Annotated in this window: 9 protein-coding genes; 7 read left to right on the plus strand and 2 right to left on the minus strand. The window is 67.7% G+C overall.

Annotation, left to right across the window (positions count from 1 at the left end; genetic code table 11):
- Positions 1–70: 70 nt before the first annotated feature.
- The 3 genes from ACFW6D_RS04295 to ACFW6D_RS04305 all read left to right on the plus strand — a co-directional run bounded on the left by ACFW6D_RS04295 (position 71) and on the right by ACFW6D_RS04305 (position 6,394).
- A complete protein-coding gene (locus ACFW6D_RS04295) occupies positions 71–3,523 on the plus strand; it encodes an indolepyruvate ferredoxin oxidoreductase family protein (protein ID WP_379324618.1) in 3,453 nt (1,150 codons plus the stop codon).
- 276 nt (positions 3,524–3,799) lie between these two features.
- Entirely contained in the window at positions 3,800–4,879 is a 1,080-nt protein-coding gene (locus ACFW6D_RS04300) for a Glu/Leu/Phe/Val dehydrogenase dimerization domain-containing protein (protein WP_379324620.1), read from the plus strand.
- A 27-nt stretch (positions 4,880–4,906) separates the two neighbouring features.
- Entirely contained in the window at positions 4,907–6,394 is a 1,488-nt protein-coding gene (locus ACFW6D_RS04305; protein ID WP_379324622.1) for an APC family permease, read from the plus strand.
- A gap of 36 nt (positions 6,395–6,430) precedes the next feature.
- Here ACFW6D_RS04305 and ACFW6D_RS04310 read toward each other — a convergent pair whose 3' ends face one another.
- Positions 6,431–7,168, minus strand: a complete 738-nt coding sequence (locus ACFW6D_RS04310) for an IclR family transcriptional regulator (protein WP_379324624.1) — start codon at positions 7,166–7,168, stop codon at positions 6,431–6,433.
- On the minus strand, positions 7,165–8,658 hold the full coding sequence (locus ACFW6D_RS04315) for an APC family permease (protein WP_379324626.1): 1,494 nt from the start codon (positions 8,656–8,658) through the stop codon (positions 7,165–7,167). The genes ACFW6D_RS04310 and ACFW6D_RS04315 overlap by 4 nt, the downstream gene beginning before the upstream one ends.
- 239 nt (positions 8,659–8,897) lie before the next feature.
- On the opposite strand from ACFW6D_RS04315, the gene ACFW6D_RS04320 reads away from it, so the two are divergent.
- The 4 genes from ACFW6D_RS04320 to ACFW6D_RS04335 all read left to right on the plus strand — a co-directional run bounded on the left by ACFW6D_RS04320 (position 8,898) and on the right by ACFW6D_RS04335 (position 12,301).
- Entirely contained in the window at positions 8,898–10,463 is a 1,566-nt protein-coding gene (locus ACFW6D_RS04320; protein ID WP_379325034.1) for a flavin monoamine oxidase family protein, read from the plus strand.
- A 29-nt stretch (positions 10,464–10,492) separates the two neighbouring features.
- Complete coding sequence (locus ACFW6D_RS04325; protein ID WP_379324628.1) at positions 10,493–11,134, plus strand: Rid family hydrolase; 642 nt, start codon at positions 10,493–10,495, stop codon at positions 11,132–11,134.
- Positions 11,135–11,177: 43 nt separating this feature from the next.
- Positions 11,178–12,029 (plus strand): helix-turn-helix domain-containing protein, encoded by an 852-nt coding sequence (locus ACFW6D_RS04330; protein WP_379324630.1) that lies wholly within the window; start codon positions 11,178–11,180, stop codon positions 12,027–12,029.
- Between the two features lie 116 nt (positions 12,030–12,145).
- Positions 12,146–12,301: a hypothetical protein gene (locus tag ACFW6D_RS04335; protein WP_379324632.1), complete on the plus strand. Its 156-nt coding sequence runs from the start codon at positions 12,146–12,148 to the stop codon at positions 12,299–12,301.
- The last annotated feature ends 67 nt before the right edge of the window (positions 12,302–12,368 follow it).

Here is a 12,368-nt window from a genome sequence, read left to right on the forward strand (position 1 = left end):
GCAGCACCGATAGCAAGTTCCTTCGTTGCGCAGCTCACGATCTGGGTTGTGGAAAGTGTGGTGAGGCGCCATGACCACCGTCGCTTGTCCGACTACTCGACAGCCGGCCGCCCCTTATGACCTCGCCGACCGCTATCGCTCCGGCGCGGGCCCGGTCCTGCTGACCGGAGTTCAGGCCATTGCCCGGTTGCTCGTCGAACAGCACGTGCGCGATATCCGCGCCGGTCGCCGCGTCGCCACGTTCGTCTCCGGCTACCAGGGCAGCCCGCTGGGTGGGGTGGACAAGATGCTGCTCGGCATGCCCGCGGTGCTCACCGAGCACGACATCACCTTCGTCCCCGGGTTCAACGAGGAACTCGCCGCCACCTCGGTCTGGGGCAGTCAGGCCGAGCTGCCCGCCGGAACGCCGACCCACGACGGCGTGGTCGGGGTCTGGTACGGCAAAGGCCCCGGCGTCGACCGCGCGACCGACGCCATCCGGCACGCCAACATGTACGGGGTGAACCCGCGCGGCGGCGTGCTGCTACTGGTGGGCGACGATCCGGCCTCGAAATCGTCGACGGTGCCCGCGGTTAGCGAGCGCTCCCTCGCCGCCATGGGCGTGCCGGTGTTGTTCCCGCGCAATGCCGAGGAGATCATCACCCTCGGCATGCAGGGCATCGCGCTGTCGCGGGCCTCGGGCTGTGTGGTGGCGTTGAAGATCGTCGCCGATGTGGCCGACGGTGCATGGACGATCGGCGCGGGCGTGGCCGATCTCGCTGTCACGGTTCCCGAAGTCCAGTGGGAGGGAAAGCCTTTCACCTACCGGCAGCGACCGATGGCGGCGCCGACCGACAGCGTGCTCGCCGAGGCCGACCTGTACGGACCGCGCTGGGCGATGGTGCACGCGTACGGCGCGGCCAACGCCCTCGACGTGATCGAGGTGGATCCGCCCGAGGCCAAGGTCGGAATCGCCGCTACCGGAACCACTTTCGATGCGGTCCGCCAGGCATTGCTGGATCTCGGCGTCGACGAAGCAGCCATGCACCGGGCCGGAATTCGCTTGCTGCGTATCGGTATGCCGTATCCGCTCGGGGCGACGACGCTCACCGAATTCGCCTGCGGTCTCGAGGAATTGATCGTCGTCGAGGACAAGACAGCCTTCATCGAAACCCAGGTACGCGAAATCCTCTATGGCACAACGGATGCGCCGCGCGTGCTCGGCAAGCAGGATGCACGCGGCGCACGACTGATGCCCGTCGACGGCGAACTCACCGCAGGACGACTGCTGGCTCCGCTGCGCCGGGTGCTGCGTGAACATGTAGAGCTGAAAAGAGCAGCACCGCCCGCACTTTCACTCGAAGTACTCTCCGCCAAGCGGACGCCCTACTTCTGCAGCGGCTGCCCGCACAACCGCTCCACCGCCCTGCCCGACGGCTCGATCGGCGGCGGCGGCATCGGCTGCCACACGCTGGTCACCTTGTCCGGGCGCACCGACAGCGCGGTCACCGGGCTCACCCAGATGGGCGGTGAGGGCAGCCAGTGGATCGGGCAGGCACCCTTCACCGATGTGGGGCACCTGTTCCAGAACATCGGCGACGGCACCTTCTTCCACTCCGGGCAGCTGGCGATCCAGGCCTGCGTGGCGGCGGGGGTGAACATCACCTACAAGCTGCTGTGGAACGAGGTCGTCGCGATGACCGGCGCCCAGGACGTGGAGGGCGGGCTCACCGTCGCGAAGTTGACCCACAAGCTCACCACCGAGGGTGTCAAGCGGGTCATCATCTGCGCCGACGAACCGAAGCGGCACAACAAGCGCGCGCTGGCCAAGGGCACGCTGCTGTGGCATCGCGACCGGCTCGACGAGGCCCAGCGGCTGCTGCGCGAAGTCGAGGGCGTGACGGTGCTGATCTACGACCAGCACTGCGCCGCCGACGCCCGCAGGCAGCGCAAGCGCGGGACGCTGCCGGTGCGCAACACCCGGGTGGTGATCAACGAGGCCGTCTGCGAGGGCTGCGGCGATTGCGGCGCCAAGTCGAACTGCCTGTCGGTGCAGCCGGTCGAGACCGAGTTCGGGCGCAAGACCCGCATCGATCAGACCTCGTGCAACACCGATTACAGCTGCCTGGACGGCGACTGCCCGTCGTTCGTGACGGTGGAGGTGGATCCGGGTAAACCACAGCGGCGCACGATGATCGAGCCGCCCGCCGTGGCCGATCCGGGCGTGGGTGCGCCGCTGCGCACACAGAACGTGCTGATCGCCGGCATCGGCGGCACCGGCATCGTGACGGTGAACCAGGTGCTCGCCACCGCCGCCCTGCGCGCCGGATACGAGGTCGAGAGTCTGGATCAGATCGGCCTGAGCCAGAAGGCCGGACCTGTTCTGTCCCACCTGCGTTTCGCCGCAACACCATTGGAACCCGCCAACCGGCTCACCCCGGGCAGCGCGGACTGCCTGCTCGCTGTGGACCTGCTCACCGCCACCGATCCCAAGTACCTCCAGTTCGGCAATGCGACGAGCACGGTTGCCGTGGCGTCGACGAGCCAGACTCCGACCGGCGACATGGTCTACGACAAGTCGGTGGCCTACCCCGCCACCGAGACACTGCTGGATCGCCTTGCCACGGTGACGAATTCGATCGACCACTTCGACGCACTCGACGCCGCCAAAACCCTGTTCGGCAACACTGCGGCGGCCAATTTCCTGATCGTCGGCGCAGCGGTCCAGAGGGGCGGGCTGCGGCTGCCCGTCGCGGCGATCGAGGAGGCCATCGGGATCAACGGTGTCGCGGTGGACGCCACCATCGCGGCGTTCCGCTGGGGCCGGGTCGCCATCGCCGATCCGGCCGCCTTCGCCGTGGCGGTCGACAAGCCCGCACGGCGAACCCCTGTCGTGCCCGTGGAACTGCTGGCGCACACCACCTTCGACGGCGAAGTACGTCGGCTGGTGGAACTGCGCGCGGGTCAGCTGATCGGCTACCAGAACGTCGCAGCGGCCCGCCGCTACATCGACACCGTCGAATCCGTCTGGGCCGCGGAGCGTTCCGTCACCGAGCGCACCGAGTTCAGCGAGGCGGTGGCACGCGGGCTGTACAAGTTCACCGCTTACAAGGACGAGTACGAGGTGGCCCGACTGCTGGTCGACCCGGACTTCCTCGCCGACGTGCAAGCCCAGGTGCCGGGCGGCGAGAAGCTCACCTACAAGCTGCACCCGCCGATGCTGCGTGCGCTCGGCCGCGACAAGAAGATCGGTCTCAGGCCGAAATCACATGTGGTGCTGAAGGTCCTGGCCAAGGCCAAGGTCTTGCGCGGTACCAAACTCGACCCGTTCGGCTACGCGCACGTCCGCAAGGTCGAGCGCGAACTGCTGGCCCACTACACCACCATGGTGTGCCGACTGGCTGATGACCTGACCGCCGAGAACTACGAAACGGCCACTGCGGCAGCGGCACTGCCCGATGTGGTGCGCGGCTACGAGGACATCAAACTCGCCAACGTCGAGCTCTACCGCGCCGGACTACGCGAACTCGGGATCGACTACTGACCCAGGGCGCCAATCCTGAGGCCCAACCAGTTCGCCTCGATGGCCCGAAACCCTCACACCCGCGTCGCAGCCACTGACTGCGCTGTGCCCGAACCATCTGTGGCGCAACCAGAGCGCCGCGTCGCCGCACCAGCGACACAACTGAACCGCCGCACGCCCTCGGCGCCACCACGTTGCCGCACCAGCGGCACAACTGAACCGCCGCGAACCCCGCGGCACCACTATCCGCCGCTCAGGGCACAACCCTGCCGCGCGGAAAATCGAGAGGAATCGACAATGACCGTCGCGCACACCGAAGCCGGAGTCTTCGGCCGATCGCACGAGCTCAGCGCCCGCGCCCACGAACAGGTCGTATTCTGCGAGGACGACAGGTCCGGGCTGAAGGCGATCATCGCCATCCACTCGACCGCGCTCGGCCCAGCCCTCGGCGGCACCCGCTTCTACCCCTACGCCGACGAATCCGCCGCCCTGCAGGACGTGCTGCGACTGTCGTGGGGCATGACCTACAAGGCCGCCGCGGCGGGCGTCGACCTCGGCGGCGGCAAGGCCGTGATCATCGGCGACCCGACCACCCTGAAAAGCGAGGAACTGCTCGCCGCCTACGCACGTTTCGTCGAAACCCTCGGCGGGCGCTACATCACCGCCGGTGACGTGGGCACCAACACCGACGACCTGGACGTCATCGGCAAGCACACCCGCCACGTCACCGGCCGCAGCGTCGGCGCGGGCGGCAGCGGCGACAGCGCCCGGCTGACCGCGCTCGGCGTCTTCCACGCGATGCGAGCCGGGGCCGAATCCGTCTGGGGCGCACCGACACTGGCTGGACGCACAGTCGGCGTCGAAGGTGTCGGCAAGGTGGGCAGCGAGCTCACCGCACTGCTGCTTGCCGACGGTGCCGACGTCTGCGTCACGGATGTGAACTCCGCAGCGCTGCAACGTATCTCCGCCGAACAACCCGCCGTGCGACTGCTGTCGGCAGTCTCCACCGCACCGGTCGACGTCTACGCCCCCTGCGCCATGGGCGCCACCCTCACCGCCGCCAGCGCCGCGACGATCGAGGCGAAACTGATCTGCGGTGCAGCCAACAACCAGCTCGCCACACCCGAGATCGAGCAGGCACTCACCGATCGCGGCATCACCTGGGTACCCGACTTCGTCGCCAATGCCGGAGGCCTCATCCAGGTGGCCGGTGAACTGCGCGCCGCGGCCCCGGCCGAGGTCGAAGCCGAGGTCGCCGACATCTACCCGCGCTGCCGCGAAATCATCGCCGCCGCGGTCACCGAGGGCATCGGAACCGGCGCCGCCGCAAACCGTTTCGCCGAGCGCCGTCTCGACGCCATCCCCCGCTCGCTCTGAGCCCGAGTTTCGAAGAGGACACCAACAGTGGCGATCAAGAGCAGCTTGTTCCGCACGAAATCCGTCGAGCAGTCGATCCGCGACACCGACGACCCAGATGCCAAGCTCCGCAAGGATCTGACGGCCAAAGACCTGACGATCTTCGGCGTCGCCGTGGTGATCGGCGCGGGCATCTTCACCCTCACCGCACGCACGGCGGGCACGGTAGCGGGACCGGCGGTATCGCTGGCCTTCGTGTTCGCCGCGATCGCCTGCGGGCTCACAGCCCTGTGTTACGCCGAGTTCGCGTCGACCGTGCCGGTGGCGGGCAGCGCGTACACCTTCGCCTACGCCACCTTCGGTGAGGTGATCGCCTGGATCATCGGCTGGGACCTGATCCTCGAATTCGCGCTCGCGGTGTCGGTGGTCGCCAAGGGCTGGTCGCAATATCTGGGCGAGGTCCTCGGATCATCGGCGCCGGTGGTGCACCTCGGATCGGTGACCTTCGACTGGGGCGCAGTGCTGATCATCGCAGTGGTCGGCGTGCTGCTCGCCACCGGAACCAAACTGTCGTCGCGGATCTCGGCCATCGCCGTCGCGATCAAACTGGGCGTGATCGCGCTGGTACTGGTGGTCGGCGCGACCTACTTCAAGCCGTCGAACCTGACGCCCTACATCCCGCCCGCGCAACCGTCGGAGAAGGCCGAGGGCATGCACCAGTCGCTGTTCGCCTTCGTCACCGGCTCCGGCGGCACCAGCTACGGCTGGTACGGCCTGCTCGCCGCGGCCAGCCTGGTGTTCTTCGCCTTCATCGGCTTCGACGTGGTCGCCACCACCGCCGAGGAAACCCGCAACCCGCAGCGCGACATCCCGCGCGGCATCCTCGGTTCACTGGCGATCGTGACGGTGCTCTACATCGCGGTCTCGGTGGTCCTCACCGGCATGGTCTCCTATACCGAACTCGCCGACGGCAACGCCACGCTCGCAACGGCTTTCGCCATCCACGGCGACACCTGGGTGAAGAACATCATCGCCATCGGCGCCCTCGCCGGACTGTCCACGGTGGTCATGGTGATGTTCCTCGGCCAGACCCGGGTGCTGTTCGCCATGTCCCGCGACGGCCTGCTCCCCCGCGGCCTCGCCAAGACCGGCAAGAAGGGCACACCGGTTCGCCTGACCGTGCTCGTCGGCGTGGTCTGCGCCCTGCTGGCCGGCTTCGTCGACTTCGGCACCCTGGAGGAAATGGTCAATATCGGCACCCTGGTCGCCTTCGTCCTGGTCTCCCTCGGAGTCCTGGTCCTGCGCCGCACCCGCCCGGACCTGCCACGCGGCTTCCGCGTCCCGTTCGTCCCGGTGGTCCCCATCCTCGGCGCCCTGGCCTGCCTGTGGCTGATGGTCAACCTCTCGATCGAGACCTGGATCCGCTTCGTCATCTGGATGGCACTCGGTGTCATCGTCTACTTCGCGTACGGCCGCCGACACTCACTCCTCGGCCGCGCACAGCCCACAGAACCCGAGCTGACACCCGTTCGATAGTTCACGAGGACCGGCGCTCCCACGGAACGCCGGTCCTCAGAGCGTCAGCTGTTCGGCGGCGGAGGCGAGCAGGTCGATGAGGTCGCGGTCGTGGACCGGCAGGCGACCGGTCTTACCGATCGCGGCCAGCGCGCCGGTGATGATGCCGTCGGTGTGAATCGGGACGGCGACCGCGCTGCGACCGAGGCGACATTCGTTCACCTCGATGGCGACACCGTTCGCGGCGACTCGACGCAATTCGGCGCGGAGGTCGGCGGGCGCGGTGACGGTGAACGTGGTGACCTTGCGCAGGGTTGTCTCGGCCGCGAATTCGGGCCGCCGCGCCAGCAGGATCTTGCCGATCGCGCAGGCGTGCGGATGGGTGACCAGCACCTTCTCTCCGCTCAGTTCGTGATCGGGGTCCTTGTCGATCATCCTGATCCGGCCGTCGGCGAACGCGGCGAGATGGATGCCGAACCGCAGCCGGGCGCGCAGTTCGCCGAGGACCCGGTGATTGCCCGACACGGGTTCGGGTGCGGCGGCTCCGGCGAGTTCGCGGGTGCGACGGCCGAGGGCGAACCCGGACAGGTCCTCGATCCGCACCAGGTAGCCGTCGGCGACGAGCAGATTCAGCAATCGATACGCGGTCGCCGGTGCGATACCGGTCTGCGCGGCAATGTCTTTCGCGGTCGCACCCGAACCCAGTTGCGCCACCGCTTCGAGTAGCGCGAGGGCCTTCTGGACAGCCCTCGGCTCGTGCCCGGTCGGGCCGTCGCGGCGGGTCGTCGTGGTCACGGTGTGCCGCGATCCGCCCCTACCAGGGCCATCGCGCCACGGGCGTTGACGGCGAACACTCCGGCACCGGGCAGCACGTCAGCCGACTCGGGACTGTCGAAAACGCCGATGGCCGTGAGGGTTCGGGGATGGGCGCCCCGCAGGTACCGGTACCAGGCGGCGCCGACCAGCACCACCGCGAGCACCGTCGCGGGCGCGACCAGCACACCGTCGCTCGCATCCGACACCGTCAGACACACCAGCACCGCGGCAAGCACACCACTGCCGATCCACCCGGCGAATCGGTCGGCCGTACTCAGCTCGCGAATACGGCCGAGGAACAGCACCGCGCCCACCGCGACCAGAATGTAGGCCAGCGCCAGCGCCGTGCGCATGACCGTCTTGGCCGCCGCGGGCACACCGTCGAGCACGACGAAACCCGCACCGGCCGTGGCCACGATCGCGATGATCACCACCAATGCCACATGCGGGGTCCGCAATCGGGTGCCGACCCGGCTGAACACTCGCGGCAGCACACCCTCCACGCTCATCGAATACACCAGCCGCGACGCCGCGTTCGACGAGGCCATCGACGATCCGAGCCACGAACACGTCAACCCCGCGTCGAGCAAGATGACCACGAGCAGACTCGACCCACTCGCCGTCCCGTGCAGATACGCGTTGACCACCGCCCCAGCGTGCCCGGACCAGGCCGCCCACGACGCGAAGATGAACAGCGCACCGCACAGCACCGGGGTGAGCAGCACGGTACGGGTGACGGTCACCAGCGGCCGCCGCGTCTCCGGCGCGAAGAAGGTGGCGCTCTCGAAGCCGGCGAGCGCGAACAGCGCCGACATCGCGATCGCCAGCACCGCAGGCACATTCGGTGCGGTCGGGGTGATCGCGACAGCGGGCCCCGAGAACAGCATGAGGCAGGTAATGAAGACCAGCGAACACACCTCGACCGCCAGAATCGCGATCGCGGCGAACCGCACCCCCCGCACGAGCACCGCACCGACCAGCACCGCGATGCCGAGATACACGGCCCCGATCTGCCAGCCGCGCAGCGTGATTCCCAGTTGCGCCGCCAGCGCGAGTGCGGTCTGCGACCCGTGATACATCGTCAAGGACGCACTGCCCAGGTACTTCACGAGCATGCCGACACCACACGTCAGCGCCGCACGTGGTCCGGCACCATGGCTGACGAAGGTGTACAGCCCGCCTGCCGCGGACAGCCGCCGGGTGAACTGGGCGACGCAGTATGCGATCAGGGTGACGACCGAGGTGGCCACGACGATCGTCACTAACCCGGGCAGCAACGCCCCGTGGGTGAGCATGATGACCGGCAACAGCACCATCGACGCGGCGGGCGCGGTGGTGGCCACCGACTGACCGAGCAGCGCCACCCCGGACAGCCGCCTGCGCCCGAGCGCACGTAACGGTGATTGCGCGGGTCGCTCGGGTTCGTCCGCCGAGAACGACCGCGCGACCGCATCGGCCAATGCCGTCACCACACACCTCCCAGCGTTGTCGGTGCGGGCGAGGATAACCAGAGCCGGTTTCGGCGATATTGCGGGCGCGAGTCGTGGCAGTGCGCGCCGAGCGAGAAAGTGCCCGACGCCGATCTCACTCGCTGATCGGCGAACGTTTTCCGTGGCGTAGCGGTACCGACCCACCGGCGACGGACGCTGTCGCAGAACGGATATCGCGGCGGACGGAGCTACCCATGGCAGTCACCAGAAGATCTTTCATGCAGAGTCTCGGCATCACCGGCGGTGCGGGCCTGGCCTACGGCGCGATGTCGACCCTCGGCCTCGCGCCCGCGACGGCACAGGTGTCGTTCCGATCGCCTGCCATGGGCGACCTCATCGGCAAGGCAGACGGTGGCGCGAAAGTGGCGATCCTTGGCGGCGGGCCCGCCGGATTGTGCGCGGCCTACGAACTGGGCAAGGCAGGCTACGAGGTGACCGTGCTCGAAGCCAGGACGCGAGTGGGCGGACGCGTGTGGTCGGTGCGCAACGGCACCACCGAAACCGATCTCAACGGCGAAACGCAGAGCTGCACCTTCGCCGAAGGCCACTATTTCAACCTCGGTGCCACGCGAATTCCGCAGGGCCACATCACCCTCGACTACTGTCGCGAACTCGGCGTCGAGATCCAGCCCTTCGGCAATCAGAACGCCAACACCTTGGTGAACTACCAGAGCGGCACCTCGATCTCCGGGCAGTCGGTGCAGTACCGCGCGGCCAAGGCCGATATGTACGGCTACATGTCCGAATTGCTGCAGAAGGCCGCGTCGCGAGGTGCGCTCGACGACGTGCTCTCCGGCGCCGACAAGGAAGCGCTCGCCTCGTTCCTTCGCGATTTCGGCGACCTCTCCAGCGACGGCCGCTACCTCGGTTCGACCCGACGCGGCTACACCTCCGAACCCGGCGCGGGCTTGAACTTCGGCGACCAGCCTGCGCCGTTCCCGATGTCGGACACCATCCGCAGCGGCCTCGGCCGCAATTTCAGCTTCGAATTCGGCTACGACCAGGCCATGATGATGATGACCCCGGTCGGCGGCATGGACCGCATCTACACCGCTTTCCAGCGCGAAATCGGTAAGGAGCGAATCCATTTCGGCGCCGACGTGGCGGCGATGAAGAACACCCCCGACGGGGTGCGGATCGAGTACGCCCAGGACGGTGCGAACAAGTCCCTCGACGCCGACTACTGCATCTGCACACTCCCGCCCAATCTCGTCGGACGCCTCGCCAACAACCTGCCCGCCGACGTGCTCACCGCGCTGAAGGCCGCGGTCCCGGTGTCGTCGGGCAAGCTCGGCATCGAATACTCGCGACGCTGGTGGGAGCTCGACGACCGGATCTACGGCGGCGCGAGCAATACCGACAAAGACATCGCGCAGATCATGTTCCCGTACGACCACTACAACGGCGACCGAGGCGTGGTGGTCGGCTACTACAACACCGGCAAACGCCATCAGAGTTTCGAATCACTCACGCACCGACAGCGTTTGGCGAAGGCCGTCGACGAGGGCGCGGCGATTCACGGTGACAAGTATCGCAACGACATCGCCTCGTCGTTCTCCGGCAGTTGGCGGCGCACCAAGTATTCCGAGGGCGCCTGGGTCGGCTGGGCGGGCAGCAATTCCCACGGCGGCGAGGCCACCCCCGAATACACCAAACTCCTTGCCCCCGTGGAACGCATCTACTTCGCGGGCGACCACCTGTCCAACGCGATCGCCTGGCAGCACGGCGCCTTCACCTCCGCCCGCGACGTGGTGACCGCCCTGCACGCCCGCGTCGCCGCCTGAATCCCGCACCCCGACAAGGAGTATCGACCATGAAGACGACCATCACCCTGGCCGTGACCACCCTCGCTGCGCTCGCCCTCACCTCCTGTTCCGCCGACTCCGCCGACCCGAAACCGCCGGGGACGCCGAGCACATCGGTTCTCGAAGCGGGACAGGCGAATCCGATGATCGCCCAGGGCGTGACGATCGCCGCCGACGCCACCGTCTACAAGACCAGTGGCCTCGGCCCCACCGCCACCAACAAGGCCGCACCCACCGGCAGCCCCGAATCCTTCATCGACACACAGCAATTCCCCGAGGCGAAGCTGCCCGCCGGTGTCACCGTCACCGAAGCACAGGGCATGTCGGTGCTGGCCAGGATTCGGGAGAACCTCGAAGCCCAGGGCCTGACCCTGGACAACGTGATCACCATGCGCGTGTTCCTCGACAACGCCCCCGGCACCGACCGCGCCGACTACGCGGGCTGGAACCGCGCCTACCGCCAATTCTTCGCCAACACGAACCTCACCACCGGCGACACCGAACTGGTCCCCCTCGGCACCGCCGCCCCGGCCGCTCCGCTGGTCCGCAACGCGGCTCGCCCGAGTCGGTTCGCGCTGGAGGTGGCGAGCCTGCCGGTCGCAGGGTGGTTGGTCGAAGTCGAAGTCGACGCGGTGTATCCGGACGAGTGAAAGTGATGGATTGCCCGGCGAATCCGCTGGTTAGGATCGCTGGATGGACGGGCGCTCGGAGTTGACCAGCTTCCTCATGTCGCGCCGGGCACGGTTGCGGCCCGAGGAGGTAGGCCTGACCACCTACGGCGATCGGCGGCGGGTGCCCGGCCTGCGCCGGGAGGAGATCGCGCAGTTGGCCGGGGTCAGCGTCACGCACTATGTCCGCCTCGAACAAGGACAGAGCCGAAACATCTCCGCCGAGGTGCTCGACGCGGTCGCCGCCGCGCTCGGCCTCACCGACGATGAACGCGAATACCTGGGAAACCTGGTTCATCCGCCGCACAACGAGCCGTGCTCAGGACCCACGGAGGTTCGCACGGACCTGGTGCACCTGGTGAATTCCATCACCCAGGTGCCCGCCTACATCACCGGCCGCTACGGAAATGTCCTCGCGTGGAATGCGATGACGGCGACCGTGCTGTACGACTTCGCCGCCGTACCGCCCGCCCTGCGCACCTGGACGCATCTGATCTTTCTCGATTCGCCGTTTCGCGCGATGTTCTGCGCGGCCGACTGGCTCGACATCGCGCGCTGTCAGGTGGCTTTCACCCGCATCGCCTGGAGTCGCCATCCCGGGGACCCGGCGCTGGCCACCCATCTGAGCTCGTTACGCGAGCACAGCGCGGAATTCCGCGCACTGTGGGACGAGCACGAGGTCGGCACCTGGCCGCCGCGTCGGGTGCGCCTGGATCACCCTGAACTGGGGCCGCTCGAGCTCGCCCTCGAAACGATGCAACCCGGCGAAAGCCGCGACCAGGCCTTCACGGCCCTGGTGGTCGAGCCGGGTTCACCGACCGAATCGGCCCTGCGCCGCCACACCCTGCGATGCCACGCGGTGCGCCCGTCGGCCTGACTGGCCAATTTTTGGCTAGCCAATTCTGTGGGCTTGGCCGGACCGGATCCAGACATCACCCTTGTTCGGTCGGTCCACGCCAACGGGCCGATCCCCGCGAGAAAGGCAAGTTCGAGATGTCTCTGATCACTCGTCTCACCATCGGCGCGCTGTCGGCCGGTGTCCTGCTGTCGCCGGTAATCAATGCGCACACTGCGGCCGCACAGCCCTTTTCACCGTTGAATGCCGTCGATGACAGCGGCTCGACCGGAAGTTCCGCGCAGGTCATCTGAGCCCCCGACCGGTGTGCCTGACCGGGTGCGATATCCCACGTTCCGCCAGCCTGTGGCACTCAGTGCC

Origin of the sequence: Nocardia sp. NPDC058705 (genome assembly GCF_042749305.1) — a bacterium.
Taxonomy (GTDB): Bacteria; Actinomycetota; Actinomycetes; order Mycobacteriales; family Mycobacteriaceae; genus Nocardia.